This is a genomic window from Streptomyces sp. NPDC029526 (assembly GCF_040637405.1).
Taxonomy (GTDB): Bacteria; Actinomycetota; Actinomycetes; order Streptomycetales; family Streptomycetaceae; genus Streptomyces.
The window spans coordinates 242,657-255,516 of record NZ_JBEZWE010000006.1 but is presented as its reverse complement, the minus strand read 5'-3'; the positions used below and the strand labels follow the sequence as shown (position 1 = coordinate 255,516).

Annotated in this window: 12 protein-coding genes and 2 pseudogenes; 8 read left to right on the top strand and 6 right to left on the bottom strand. The window is 74.2% G+C overall.

Annotated features, from left to right (window positions below; translation table 11 throughout):
- Positions 1–39: 39 nt before the first annotated feature.
- Positions 40–165 (bottom strand): LPFR motif small protein, encoded by a 126-nt coding sequence (locus tag AB0F01_RS17305; protein ID WP_362095796.1) that lies wholly within the window; start codon positions 163–165, stop codon positions 40–42.
- 53 nt (positions 166–218) lie between these two features.
- On the bottom strand, positions 219–1,088 hold the full coding sequence (locus AB0F01_RS17300) for a hypothetical protein (protein ID WP_362095793.1): 870 nt from the start codon (positions 1,086–1,088) through the stop codon (positions 219–221).
- Between the two features lie 137 nt (positions 1,089–1,225).
- Here AB0F01_RS17300 and AB0F01_RS17295 point away from each other — a divergent pair.
- Positions 1,226–1,339, top strand: a pseudogene (locus tag AB0F01_RS17295) (DJ-1/PfpI family protein); the annotation flags it as partial.
- Positions 1,340–1,450: 111 nt separating this feature from the next.
- Here AB0F01_RS17295 and AB0F01_RS17290 read toward each other — a convergent pair.
- Positions 1,451–2,203 carry an enoyl-CoA hydratase-related protein gene (locus AB0F01_RS17290; RefSeq protein WP_362095790.1) on the bottom strand — a complete coding sequence of 251 codons (753 nt, stop codon included), beginning with the start codon at positions 2,201–2,203 and terminating at the stop codon, positions 1,451–1,453.
- A 139-nt stretch (positions 2,204–2,342) separates the two neighbouring features.
- Here AB0F01_RS17290 and AB0F01_RS17285 point away from each other — a divergent pair.
- Both AB0F01_RS17285 and AB0F01_RS17280 read left to right on the top strand, forming a co-directional pair.
- Positions 2,343–2,906, top strand: a pseudogene (locus AB0F01_RS17285) (DUF308 domain-containing protein); the annotation flags it as partial.
- Between the two features lie 441 nt (positions 2,907–3,347).
- Positions 3,348–3,863 carry an ATP-binding protein gene (locus AB0F01_RS17280; RefSeq protein ID WP_362096050.1) on the top strand — a complete coding sequence of 172 codons (516 nt, stop codon included), beginning with the start codon at positions 3,348–3,350 and terminating at the stop codon, positions 3,861–3,863.
- Positions 3,864–4,067: 204 nt separating this feature from the next.
- Here the strand turns inward: AB0F01_RS17280 and idi are convergent, their stop codons facing one another.
- The 3 genes from idi to galE all read right to left on the bottom strand — a co-directional run bounded on the left by idi (position 4,068) and on the right by galE (position 7,241).
- Positions 4,068–4,661: an isopentenyl-diphosphate Delta-isomerase gene (idi, locus tag AB0F01_RS17275; RefSeq protein WP_362095787.1), complete on the bottom strand. Its 594-nt coding sequence runs from the start codon at positions 4,659–4,661 to the stop codon at positions 4,068–4,070.
- Between the two features lie 447 nt (positions 4,662–5,108).
- Positions 5,109–6,047, bottom strand: coding sequence for a cation diffusion facilitator family transporter (locus AB0F01_RS17270; protein ID WP_362095785.1), 939 nt, complete (start codon positions 6,045–6,047; stop codon positions 5,109–5,111).
- Between the two features lie 222 nt (positions 6,048–6,269).
- Positions 6,270–7,241: a UDP-glucose 4-epimerase GalE gene (gene galE, locus AB0F01_RS17265; RefSeq protein WP_362095782.1), complete on the bottom strand. Its 972-nt coding sequence runs from the start codon at positions 7,239–7,241 to the stop codon at positions 6,270–6,272.
- A 294-nt stretch (positions 7,242–7,535) separates the two neighbouring features.
- On the opposite strand from galE, the gene AB0F01_RS17260 reads away from it, so the two are divergent.
- The 5 genes from AB0F01_RS17260 to AB0F01_RS17240 are packed head-to-tail and all read left to right on the top strand — an operon-like array spanning position 7,536 to position 12,855.
- Entirely contained in the window at positions 7,536–9,413 is a 1,878-nt protein-coding gene (locus tag AB0F01_RS17260) for a DUF5941 domain-containing protein (protein ID WP_362095780.1), read from the top strand.
- Positions 9,410–10,162 carry a phosphocholine cytidylyltransferase family protein gene (locus tag AB0F01_RS17255; protein ID WP_362095777.1) on the top strand — a complete coding sequence of 251 codons (753 nt, stop codon included), beginning with the start codon at positions 9,410–9,412 and terminating at the stop codon, positions 10,160–10,162. The genes AB0F01_RS17260 and AB0F01_RS17255 overlap by 4 nt, the downstream gene beginning before the upstream one ends.
- Positions 10,150–11,211, top strand: a complete 1,062-nt coding sequence (locus tag AB0F01_RS17250) for an iron-containing alcohol dehydrogenase family protein (protein WP_362095774.1) — start codon at positions 10,150–10,152, stop codon at positions 11,209–11,211. Before AB0F01_RS17255 ends, AB0F01_RS17250 begins: the two co-directional genes overlap by 13 nt.
- The gene (locus AB0F01_RS17245) at positions 11,189–11,968 is read left to right on the top strand and encodes a CDP-alcohol phosphatidyltransferase family protein (protein WP_362095771.1); all 780 of its coding nucleotides are present in this window, start codon (positions 11,189–11,191) and stop codon (positions 11,966–11,968) included. Before AB0F01_RS17250 ends, AB0F01_RS17245 begins: the two co-directional genes overlap by 23 nt.
- Complete coding sequence (locus AB0F01_RS17240) at positions 11,965–12,855, top strand: glycosyltransferase (protein ID WP_362095768.1); 891 nt, start codon at positions 11,965–11,967, stop codon at positions 12,853–12,855. The genes AB0F01_RS17245 and AB0F01_RS17240 overlap by 4 nt, the downstream gene beginning before the upstream one ends.
- The last annotated feature ends 5 nt before the right edge of the window (positions 12,856–12,860 follow it).

Sequence of the window (12,860 nt, the reverse complement as noted above, 5' to 3'; positions counted from 1 at the left end):
GCGGAGCGGCGGCGCCGCCCCGCGTCCGGGGACCCGGGCTCAGGCGCGCCGGGTGCTGCTCGACGCGCCGCCGAACAGGCGGGCGACGGCGCGGAACGGCAGGGTCACGACCGTGGCGATCGCGCCGCCGATCTGGCGCAGGACATCTGCGATGGCTCGGAACACTGGATTCCCCTTTCGTGCTCCCGACGGGCGTGCCGGGAGACCTGCGGGTACCCTCAGCCCCTGCCGACCATGCCCGCCGGGAACGCACCGGCCGCCAGCGCCCGGCCGGCCGGCTCCGAGGCCAGCTCGGTGAGGCGCGCGACGCCCGCCGCTCCCAGGTGCTCGTACGGCGCCCGGTCCAGCCGGTCCGTCTCGGCCTCCAGCTCCCGGCGCAGCGCCACCCCGGCGTCCGTCAGGCCCCCCTCGCCGTCCAGCAGCCCGCGCGCCCGCAGCCGCTCCGCGGCCGCGTCCCAGTCCTCGCGCTGCCAGCCACGGGTGCCGAGCGCCCACTGCGGGGCCATGCCCTTGCCCGTCGCCGTGTGGCTGACCAGGGCCTCCAACGGGTCCAGCTCCGCGGCGAGCAGGGCGGCGAGGTGACCGTCACCGCGGTGCTCGCGCAGCAGGGTCGCCGCGTGCCAGAGCGCCAGATGCGGCTCCTCGGGCACCGGCAGCCCGGCGTGCGCCGCGTACAGCGGACGCGCGACGGGCGTGCACGCCTCCGCGGCACGCAGCGCCAGCTCCGCCGCCTCGGCCACCTCCTTCGCGGCCACCGCCTCCTCGCCCAGCAGCCGCCGCAGCGTCGCGTCCACCGCCCGCGTGCGCGCCGCGAGGACGACGGCGGGGGCGGCGGTCTCCCAGACGGCGGGCACGTGCCGGGCGACCAGTTCCGGCCGGAAGTTGAAGAAGGTGGCGGTCACCACCGGCGCCGCCACCGGCCCCATGGCCGCCGCCCGCACCGCGAAGTAGGCCGCCCGCGGATCCCCGACCCCCACGGCGGCCAGCTCCCGCTCCAGGTCGGGGGAGAAGTAGTGCGTCGAGTGCAGGACGTTGAGCAGGTTGTGGCAGCGCCGTCCGGCGCGCTCGGGCAGGGATGAGGTCGTCATACCCGAACGTTACCGACTGGTCGGTACGCCCGTCCCGCCCGGTACCGGGATGGCAGGAAAGGTGGGCTGCTCGTCCTTGCGGCCATCACGGGCGGCACGTACGTCACGGCGGCCGAGACCCTTCGGTGTCAGTTGGGCGGCTGATGGTGGAGTACGACTCGCAGCCGCCGTACGACGCCGGGTCCCCCGAGAAGGCACCGGCGCCCCTCGTCGACCGCCTGCGCGCCCGGAGCCGCTTTTTGCTCCAGTGAGACGGGACCGGTGAGACGGGACCCCTGCTTCGGTGGGACGGGACCCCTGCTCCGGTGAGGCGCGGGCCGCGTGGACCCTCCGGGGTGAGCCGGAGGGCGGGCACCCTCGGCTCAACCGGCGGACGCCGCCCAGGTGAAGCGCGGCGGGCGGCGCTCCAGGAACGCGGTCACACCCTCCGCCGTGTCCCCGCTCCCGAGGGCCTGCGCCTCCCAGTGCGCGTCCCGGTCGGTGCGGCCGTCCGCGAACTCCTTCGCCGCGGCCTGCGTCAGCTGCGAACGGGAGGCCAGGATCGCGGCGAACTCCGCCACCCGCCGGTCCAGTTCGTCCGGCGGCAGCACCTCGTCGGCCAGCCCGGTGCGCAGCGCCCGTCCGGCGTCGATCAACTCACCCGAGAACAGCAGGTACTTGGCGGTGGCCGGGCCCACCAGCGACACCAGCCGCCGGGTGGAGGACGCCGGGTACACGATGCCCAGCTTCGCGGGTGTCACCCCGAACGCGGCCCCCTCCTCGGCGAACCGCAGGTCGCAGGCGGCCGCCAGCTGGCAGCCACCGCCCACGCAGTGGCCCCGCACCGCGGCCAGCGTCGGCTTGGGGAAGGCGGCGAGGGCCTCCTCGGCCTCCACCGCGAGCCGCTGCGCCTCACGCGGCGACCCCTGGAGCGAGGAGATGTCCGCCCCGGCGCAGAACGTACCGCCCGCGCCGGTGAGCACCAGGACCCGCACGGCGGGGTCGTCGGCCAGTGAACGCAGCAGCGGCGGCAGGGCGGCCCACATGTCCGCCGTCATGGCGTTGCGCTTGGCCGGGTTGCTGATGACGACCGTGGCGACCGCGTCGGTGACGCCGTGCAGTAGCTGCTGCTCCATGCGCCGGATGCTAACCGCCCGGGTCCATCGCCGCGGACGGCGCCCCTGGTGAGCGGCCCGGCCCGACCGGAGTACGGCGGTGTTACGACCCCCGGACGAAGGGGGACCAGGAGGGAGGAGGGGGACCGAGGAGGCGAACATGGTCAAGTCCACCACCCCGCACGACGAGGCCGCCAAACTGAGCCGGGGCTTCGGCTGGCTCGCGGTGCTCGGTGTGGTCCTGGTCGTCGCGGGCCTGGTCGGCCTCGTGTACACCGGGGTCGCCACGCTCACGTCGATGCTGCTGTTCGGATGGCTGCTGCTGGTCGGCGGCGTGGTCGGTCTGCTGCACGCGGTGCAGGCCCGGCACACCAACTTCTTCTGGCTCGGCGTGGTCGTCGCCGCGCTGAACATCGCCGCCGGCGTGGTGATCCTCCGGACGCCCGAGGCCGCGGCCGAGGCGCTGACCATGTTCGCCGCGCTGCTCTTCCTGACCGGCGGGGTCTTCCGGATGGTCGGCAGTCTCGTGGTGCGCGGGCCGCAGTTCGGCTGGACCCTCGTCCAGGGCGCCTTCGGCCTGCTGCTCGGCATCCTCGTCCTGGCCTCCTGGCCGAGCAGCAGCCAGTACGTCATCGGGACGTTCTTCTCACTGGCCCTGCTCTTCGACGGGCTGGGCCTGATCGCCACCGGGTACGGGGGTCGCCGCATCGTCGGCATGGTCTCCGGGCGGCTGGCCGGGGCGCAGGGCGGCGACGCGGCCTCCGGTGGTCACGCGGGAGCCAACGGTGCTGCCGGTGCGGGTGGGCCTGCCGGTTCGGGTGGGCCTGTCGGTTCGGGCGGTAGCCCGGACGGCTCAGGTGGCACCGGCGGCTCCGCTGCTCCCGAGGGTCCTGGTGGTTCCAGGGGCTCGGACGGCCCCGGCGGCTCCGCGGCCGAGGGACGGCCCCCTGGGCCCGAGGCGCCTCCCGTCAAACCCGTACAACCCGAATAGTTCCCCAAGACGCCGCGAGGCGGGCAGGAACGATCGCTTGTGTGAGCGGTTCGAGCCGATCCGGTCACGCATGCTCGATATGCGCTGACTTCTGTTCAGCACTTCGGTGTGGAGTGGCGCGTTACCAACACTCGACGTGTGGCGACAATCGAGCGCGAGGGTGGCGACCGGTCGATGGACGATCAAGGGCGCGGGTCCGACCCACGCCCGCAGGGCGCGGACGGTCCCGCCGACACCGGGACCGCCGGGCCGCTGCCGTACGAAGGCGTGTGGCGGTTCACCGCCCCCGCCGTCGACGCCTCGGTCCCGCAGGCACGCCGCGCCGTGCGGGACCTGCTGCTGCGGCAGGGGGTCCCGGTCACCGACGACGTCGCCCACGGCCTGCTGCTGATCGTCTCGGAACTGGTCACCAACGCGGTGCGGCATGCCGCCCTGCTGTCCCCGACGCTCGCCGTCGAGGTCGCCGTCGGCGCCGAGTGGGTGCGGGTGGCCGTCGAGGACAACCACCCCTACCGCCCGACCGCCCTGGAGACGGACCACGCCCGCACCGGCGGCCGGGGCCTGTTGCTGGTCCGGGAGATCACCCGCGAGGCGGGCGGCGCGTGCGACGTCGAGCACACGGCGAGCGGCGGCAAGGTGATCTGGGTCGCCCTGCCGCTCAAGCCCGCTGCCCCGGCCCGGAGCACCTGACCCGCACGTCCGACCGGCACATCTGAGTGGCGCGATCGAACGACGCGTTCGGCAGGCGTGTACGGTCGGCGCGTCCGGCGGCGCTCCCGGCCGGCGTGCCGGCCCGGCCGGGCCGGACCCCTACGGGCCCGGCCCGTCGGACGCGTCGGCGCTCGTCACCGCCCTGTGGCGGGGCTCGTCACCCGTGCGCCTCCGGGGCGCCGGTCACCAGCCCGCCGAGGACCCCGTCAGCTCGCGCACCGCCGGGCGCGCCGCGTCCAGCACCGTCATGAACCACGCCGAGAACGTGTCGCGGCCGTGCCGCTCGGTCAGCTCGTCCGGGGTGACGAACACCGTCGACGCCACTTCCTCCGGGTCGGGGCGCAGCGCCGACTGGACCATGCCGACGAACAGGTGGTTGAACTCCTGCTCCACCAGGCCCGACGCCGGGTCGGGGTGGTTGTAGCGGACCGTGCCCGCCTCCGCGAGCAGCGTGGGGGAGACGCCCAGCTCCTCGTAGGTGCGCCGGGCGGCGGCGGCGAACGGTGCCTCGCCCGGGTAGGGGTGGCCGCAGCAGCTGTTGGACCACACGCCGGGGGAGTGGTACTTGCCCAGCGCCCGCTGCTGCAGCAGCAGCCGGCCCCGCTCGTCGAACAGGAACACCGAGAACGCCCGGTGCAGCCGGCCCGGTGGCTGATGGGCGGAGAGCTTCTCCGCGGTGCCGATCGTCTCGCCGTTCTCGTCGACCAGCTCCAGCAGAATCGCCTCAGAGGTGCCGTTCGACGCGTCGTGCGTCGCGGTGGCAGGTGTGATCGGCATACCCATCCTTCACTCGGTCTTCGCGCCCCAAGTCTGCCGTACCGGTCCGGCGCTCCGGCACTCGACGCACGCCCCGCATGTCCCGGCCGGTGCACGGTCGGGCCGGAAGGGGCCCCGGTGGCGATCGTGCCCGTGTCCGAGGGCGCGGAACCGCGCCTTCGGGGGTGGTGCGGAAGACAGCCCCCGCGCCGGGCGGCGCCCCACGCGCCCCTGCCGCCTCAGCGGCGGAGCCGTCCCCGGATCGCCGGACCGCGTCCCCGTGACGGACCCGCCCCGGGTCGCCGATCCGCCTCAGCGTGCAGGCCCGCGCCCCGGGCTGTCGATCCGCGCCTCAGCGGCGGGTCCGCCCCCGGGCTGTCGATCCGCGTTTCAGCGGGCAGGCCCGCCCCCAGGTCACCGATCCGCGCCCCAGCGCGCAGACCCGCCCCCGAGCTGTCGAACCCCGCCTCAGTGGCAGAGCCGCGCCTCGTGCTCCGCGTGGCCGCGCGGCTCCAGCTGGAAGGTGCAGTGCTCCACGTCGAAGTGGTCGCCGAGGCAGCCCTGCAGCTCGTGCAGCATCTTCTCGTACCCCAGGGCGTTGAGGACCTCGGGACTGACGACCACGTGCGCCGAGAGGACCGGCATCCCCGAGGTGATCGTCCAGGCGTGCAGGTCGTGGACGTCCTCGACGCCGTCCGTGGCGAGGATGTGGGCGCGCACCTCGGCCATGTCCACCCCCTTGGGGGCGGCCTCCAGCAGCACGTCCAGCGTCTCCCGCAGCAGCTTCAGGGTGCGGGGCACGATCATCAGGGCGATCACCAGCGAGGCGATCGGGTCGGCGGCCGTCCAGCCGGTGGTGAGGATCACCACGGCCGACACGATCACCGCGACCGAGCCGAGGGCGTCCGCCGCCACCTCCAGGAAGGCGCCGCGCACGTTCAGGCTCTCCTTCTGCCCGCGCATCAGCAGCATCAGCGAGACGAGGTTGGCGACCAGGCCGATCGCACCGAACACCAGGGTCAGGCCGCCCTTGGTGCCGGCCGGGGTGACGAACCGCTCGACCGCCTCGTAGAGGACGTAGCCGCCGACGACGAGCAGCAGCACACAGTTGGCCAGGGCGGCGAGTATCTCCGCGCGGGCCAGCCCGAAGGTGCGGCGCTCGCTGGGGGGACGGCTCGCGAAGTGGATCGCCAGCAGGGCCATGCCCAGGCCCACCGCGTCCGTCGCCATGTGGGCCGCGTCGGCGACCAGGGCGAGCGAGTCGGCCATCAGTCCGCCGACGATCTGGACCACCATGACCCCGAGCGTGATCGCCAGCGCCGCGCGCAGTCTGCCGCGGTACGCCGCGCTCGCCGTGCCGCCGCCCGCCGCGCCGTGACCGTGCCCGTGAGCGTGCCCAGCCCCCATGACCAACCGTCCTTCCGTGACCCGTCCGGACCACAGTCAACTACGGGGAGGGGGTATCTGCAACGCGGCACTGAACACCGTTGTCATGTGCCGTGACCTGCGGAAATGTCGACCAGGTCACACGCGGTGCGACTTCGGCCCCGACCGCCCGGAACACCTCCCGGCGGGCGGGGCCGGAGTCGCACCGGCCGGCGTCGCGGAGCACTCGCGGGCTCCGCCGCGTCAGCCGTCGTGGTGCAGCTGCCAGCCGCGCCAGGCGGACTCGACCATCTCGCGCACCCCGCGCCGGGCCGTCCAGCCCAGCCGCTCCGCGGCCAGCGCCGCGGACGCCACCGCGCGCGGGGCGTCACCGGGCCGCCGCGCCTCCACGACCGGGGCGCGCGGGTCACCGGTCACCTCGGAGATGACCCCGATCAGCTCGCGGACCGAGACGCCCTCGCCCCGCCCCACGTTCACCGTCAGATCGCCGTCCGCGCCGCCCCCGGCCGGCCGGCGGGCCGCCGCCAGGTGGGCCTCGGCCAGGTCGGCCACGTGGATGTAGTCGCGCACGCAGGTGCCGTCCGGCGTCGGGTAGTCGTCCCCGAAGACGCGGGGGGCCTCGCCCCGGGTGAGCCGGTCGAAGACCATCGGCACGATGTTGAACACCCCCGTGTCGGCCAGCTCCGGAGCCGCCGCGCCCGCCACGTTGAAGTAGCGCAGGCACACCGTGGAGATCCCGTGCGCCCGGCCCGCCGCCCGCACCAGCCACTCCCCGGCCAGCTTGGTCTCGCCGTACGGGTTGACCGGGGCGCAGGGCGCGTCCTCCGTGATGAGGTCCACACCGGGGTCGCCGTACACCGCCGCCGACGAGGAGAACACGAAGCGGCCGACGCCCGCCTCCGCGACCGCGTCCAGCAGCGTGGCGAGACCGCCCACGTTCTCGCGGTAGTAGCGGATCGGCTGCGCCACCGACTCGGCGGCCTGCTTGCGCGCGGCCAGGTGCACCACCCCGGTCACCGCGTGCTCCGCCAGCACCCTCCTGAGCAGGGCACCGTCCAGGCAGGAACCCACGACCAGGGGGATCCGGGCGGGCAGGCGGGCCGCCACCCCGGTCGAGAGGTCGTCCAGGGCGACGACGTCCTCCCCGGCGTCGGCCATGGCCCGCGCCACATGTGCCCCGATGTAACCGGCTCCGCCGGTGATCAGCCATGTCATGGTCGACCACCCTATGCCGACCCGCCGCACCAGCCGGAGAGGGCGGGTGTCCCCTATGACCCTCAATGCCCTTTCTGCGGGCGCGGTTTGTGGGCCGGGCCCCGTATCCCCGATGATGATCGCGGCAGCGATGCCGCCCGAACCACGGAGAACCGGCCGCCGAACGGTCGGTGAACGCGGGCTTCCAGGCATCGGATAACCTCTGCCGACATGCCGCCCGCAGGCCCCCGGCACGGGCGTCCGCCATGCACGCGACCGGCGTGGACGCGTCGGCCCCTCAGGGAGTGAGTTCGGTTGTCGACCGCCATCCTCACCGGTCAACCGGTCCCCGGTTCGCCGCTCGAGGCCGAGCTGCGCTCCCTCGGGTTCGACGTGCGCGCCGCCTCCGGCCCCGGCGAGGCGGAGGCCCTGCTGGCCGCCGTGCCCGCCGACCGGCGGGTCGCCGTGGTCGACGCCCGGTTCGTGGGGCACGAGCACGCCCTGCGCCTGGGCCTGACCGACCCCCGCTTCCCGCTCGCCGCGATCCCCGGAGCCGTCACCGCCCAGCCCGCCGGCCGCCAGGCCCTCACCCGGGCCCTGGCCCGGGAGAACTCCGGCACCGACGCCCCGGCCGCGACGGACGCCCCCGGCACCGACGGCACCGACGGCGCGGCCCCGGCCCACGGGCGCACCACCCTCGCCGCCGGCCTCCCCGACCGTCTCGCCGCCGGACTGGCCGCCGAGGGCGCCGACCTCCACCGGCCCGAGCTCGGTCGCCTGGTCGCGACCGTCCCCGACGACCCGCAGGCCCGCAACGAGGCCCGGCAGGCGGTGGCCGCCGTCGACGACGAGGCGATCCGCCTGAAGTCCGCCGTCAAGGCGCGCGACGGCTTCTTCACCACCTTCTGCATCAGCCCGTACTCCCGCTACCTCGCCCGCTGGTGCGCCCGGCGCGGACTCACGCCCAACCAGGTCACCACCGCCTCGCTGCTCACGGCGCTCATAGCGGCCGGCTGCGCCGCCACCGGCACCCGCGCCGGCTTCGTCGCCGCCGGCGTCCTGCTCCTCGCCTCGTTCGTGCTGGACTGCACCGACGGCCAGCTCGCCCGCTACTCCCTGCAGTACTCCACCCTCGGCGCCTGGCTCGACGCCACCTTCGACCGCGCCAAGGAGTACGCCTACTACGCCGGTCTCGCCCTGGGCGCCGCCCGCGGCGGCGACGACGTCTGGGCACTCGCCCTCGGCGCGATGGTCCTGCAGACCTGCCGGCACGTCGTGGACTTCTCCTTCAACGAGGCCAACCACGACGCCACCGCCAACACCAGCCCCACGGCCGCCCTCTCCGACCGCCTCGACGGCCTGGGCTGGACGGTCTGGGCCCGCCGGATGATCGTGCTTCCGATCGGTGAGCGCTGGGCGATGATCGCCGTCCTCACCGCCGTCACCACCCCCCGCATCACCTTCTACGCCCTGCTCGTCGGCTGCTCCTTCGCCGCGCTCTACACCACGGCCGGCCGCGTCCTGCGCTCCCTGACCCGCAGGGCGAGCCGCACCGACCGGGCCGCCCGGGCGCTCGCCGACCTCGCCGACTCCGGACCCCTCGCCGAGGCCCTCGCGCGCCGGCTCCGCGCGCTGCCCGCCCGGGGCCCCCTGGGCTCCCGCGCCCTCGTGGCCCTGCCCGGCGCCGCGCTGGTGGTGGCCGCCGCCGCCCTGACCCCGTACGGGGGCGTGCTGCCCGTGGCCATGGCCGGCCTGTACGTCCTCACCTCGGCCGCGGCGGTCGCGCTGCCGCTCAAGGGCGCCCTCGACTGGCTCGTCCCGCCGTTCTTCCGGGCCGCCGAGTACGGCACCGTCCTGGCCCTGGCGGCCCGCGCGGAGGTGAACGGCGCCCTTCCCGCGGCCTACGGGCTGGTGGCCGCCGTCGCCTACCATCACTACGACACGGTCTACCGCATCCGCGGCAACGCGGGCGCGCCCCCGCACTGGCTGGTGCGGGCGATCGGGGGGCACGAGGGCCGCGTTCTGGCGGTCGCCGTCCTCGCCGCGCTGCTCACCGCCTCACAGTTCACGGTCGCGCTCACGGTGCTCGCCGTGGCCGTGGCCCTGCTGGTGCTCGCCGAGAGCATCCGCTTCTGGGTGACCGCCCACCGGGGCGGGGCACCCGCCGTTCACGATGAAGGAGAACCCGCATGATCGGCCTCGTGCTGGCCGCCGGCGCCGGACGGCGTCTGCGCCCCTACACCGACAGCCTTCCCAAGGCACTGGTGCCGGTGGGGCCCGCGGGCACCGAGGGCGAGCCCACGGTGCTCGACCTCACCCTCGCCAACTTCGCCGAGGTCGGCCTCACCGAGGCCGCGGTCATCGTCGGCTACCGCAAGGAGGCCGTCTACGAGCGCCGTGCGGCCCTGGAGAAGAAGTACGGCCTCAAGATCACGCTCATCGACAACGACAAGGCCGAGGAGTGGAACAACGCCTACTCCCTGTGGTGCGGCCGTGACGCCCTCAAGGACGGCGTGATCCTCGCCAACGGCGACACCGTGCACCCGGTCTCCGTCGAGAAGACGCTGCTCGCCGCCCGTGGCGGGGACAAGCGGATCATCCTCGCGCTCGACGACGTCAAGCCGCTGGCCGACGAGGAGATGAAGGTCGTCGCCGACCCCGCCAAGGGCGTGACGAAGATCACCAAGCTGATGGACCCCGCCGAGGCCACCGGCGAGTACATCGGCGTCACCCTCATCGAGGGCGACGCCGCCCCGGACCTCGTGGACGCGCTGAAGACGGTCTGGGAGACCGACCCGCAGCAGTTCTACGAGCACGGCTACCAGGAGCTCGTCAACCGGGGCTTCCGGATCGACGTGGCGCCCATCGGCGACGTCCAGTGGGTCGAGATCGACAACCACGACGACCTGGCCCGCGGACGGGAGATCGCGTGCCTGTACTGACCCGGCTCATCCCGTCCCCGCTGGTCGTCGACATCCGCCCCGGGGCCCTCGACGACCTCGGCTGCGTCCTCGCCGACGAGCGCATCGCGCAGTCCGGCCGCCTCGCCGTCGCCGTCAGCGGCGGCTCCGGCGCCCGGCTGCGCGAGCGGATCTCCGCCTCGCTGCCCGGCGCCTCCTGGTACGAGGTCGGCGGCGGCACCCTCGACGACGCGGTCCGGCTGGCGGGAGCCATGAAGGCCGGCCACTACGACGCCGTCGTGGGTCTCGGCGGCGGCAAGATCATCGACTGCGCGAAGTTCGCGGCGGCACGCGTGGGCCTGCCCCTGGTCGCCGTACCGACGAACCTCGCGCACGACGGTCTGTGCTCGCCGGTCGCCACCCTCGACAACGACGCGGGCCGCGGCTCCTACGGCGTGCCCAACCCGATCGCCGTCGTCATCGACCTCGACGTCATCCGCGAGGCCCCGGTGCGCTTCGTGCGCGCGGGGATCGGCGACGCCGTGTCCAACGTCTCCGCCGTCGCGGACTGGGAACTGGCCTGCCGCGTCAAGGGCGAGCGGATCGACGGACTCGCCGCGGCCATGGCCCGGCAGGCCGGCGAGTCCGTGCTGCGCCACCCCGGCGGCATCGCGGACAACGACTTCCTCCAGGTGCTCGCCGAGGCGCTGGTCCTCAGCGGCATCGCCATGTCGGTGTCGGGCGACTCGCGGCCGTCCTCGGGGGCCTGCCACGAGATCAACCACGCCTTCGACCTGCTCTTCCCCCAGCGCGCCGCCGCCCACGGCGAGCAGTGCGGTCTGGGCGCCGCGTTCGCGATGTACCTGCGCGGTGCGCACGAGGACGCGGCGTACATGGCCGGGGTGCTGCGCCGGCACGGGCTGCCGGTCCTGCCGGAGGACATCGGCTTCACGGCGGAGGAGTTCGTCCGGGCCGTCGAGTTCGCCCCGGAGACCCGGCCCGGCCGCTACACGATCCTCGAGCATCTCGACCTGAAGACCGAACAGATCAAGGACGTCTACACCGACTATGTCAAGGCCATCGGTAGCTGAACTCCGTCCGGTCGTGCACCCTCCGGGGATCAAGGACCGGCGCAGCGGTGAGCACTGGATGGGACGCCTCTACATGCGCGAGGTGTCCCTGCGGGTGGACCGCTACCTGGTGAACACCAGGGTCACGCCCAACCAGCTCACGTACCTGATGACCGTCTTCGGTGTCCTCGCGGCCCCGGCCCTGCTGGTGCCGGGGCTCGCGGGGGCCGTCCTAGGCGTGCTCATGGTCCAGATGTACCTGCTGCTGGACTGCGTCGACGGAGAGGTCGCCCGCTGGAAGAAGCAGTACTCCCTCGGGGGCGTCTACCTGGACCGGGTCGGCGCCTACCTGTGCGACGCGGCCGTCCTGGTCGGTCTCGGCCTGCGGGCCGCCGACCTGTGGGGCCCCGGGCGCATCGACTGGCTGTGGGCCTTCCTCGGCACCCTGGCCGCCCTCGGCGCGATCCTGATCAAGGCCGAGACCGACCTGGTCGGCGTCGCCCGCCACCAGGCCGGACTGCCGCCGGTCAAGGAGTCCGCGGCCGAGCCCCGCTCCTCCGGCATGGCGCTGGCCCGCCGGGCCGCCGCCGCGCTGAAGTTCCACCGGCTGATCCTCGGCATCGAGGCGTCGCTGCTGATCCTGGTCCTGGCGATCGCCGACGCGGTCCACGGCGACCTGTTCTTCACCCGGCTCGGCACGGCCGTCCTGGCGGGCATCGCCCTGCTGCAGACCGTGCTGCACCTGGTGTCCGTCCTGGCCTCCAGCAGGCTGCGGTGAGCGCCTTGAAGGTCGGGGCCGTCGTCATCACGATGGGCAACCGCCCCGACGAGCTGCGCGCCCTCCTCGACTCGGTCGCCCGCCAGCAGGGCGACCCGGTCCAGGTGGTCGTGGTCGGCAACGGCTCGCCCGTGCCCGACGTGACGGAGTTCTCCGACACCGTGCGCACCGTGGAACTGCCGGAGAACCTCGGCATCCCCGGTGGCCGCAACGTGGGCATCGAGGCGTTCGGGCCGGGCGGCCGGGACGTCGACATCCTGCTGTTCCTCGACGACGACGGTCTGCTGGCGCGCGAGGACACGGCCGAACTCTGCCGCGAGGCGTTCGCCGCCGACCCGGCGCTCGGCATCGTCAGCTTCCGCATCGCCGACCCGGAGACCGGTGTCACCCAGCGCCGCCACGTGCCTCGGCTGCGGGCCTCCGACCCGATGCGCTCCTCCCGCGTGACCACCTTCCTCGGCGGCGCCAACGCCGTGCGCACCCAGGTCTTCGCCGAGGTCGGCGGACTGCCGGACGAGTTCTTCTACGCGCACGAGGAGACCGACCTGGCCTGGCGGGCCCTCGACGCCGGCTGGATGATCGACTACCGGTCCGACATGGTCCTGTACCACCCGACCACCGCGCCCTCGCGGCACGCGGTCTACCACCGCATGGTGGCCCGCAACCGGGTCTGGCTGGCCCGCCGCAACCTGCCCGCGCCGCTGGTCCCGGTGTACCTGGGCGTCTGGGTGCTGCTCACCCTCGCGCGCCGCCCCTCGCGCGCGGCCCTGAGGGCCTGGTTCGGCGGGTTCCGGGAGGGCTGGGCCACCCCGTGCGGACCGCGCCGGCCCATGCGGTGGCGTACGGTCTGGCGGCTGACCCGGCTGGGCCGGCCCCCGGTGATCTGACAAGC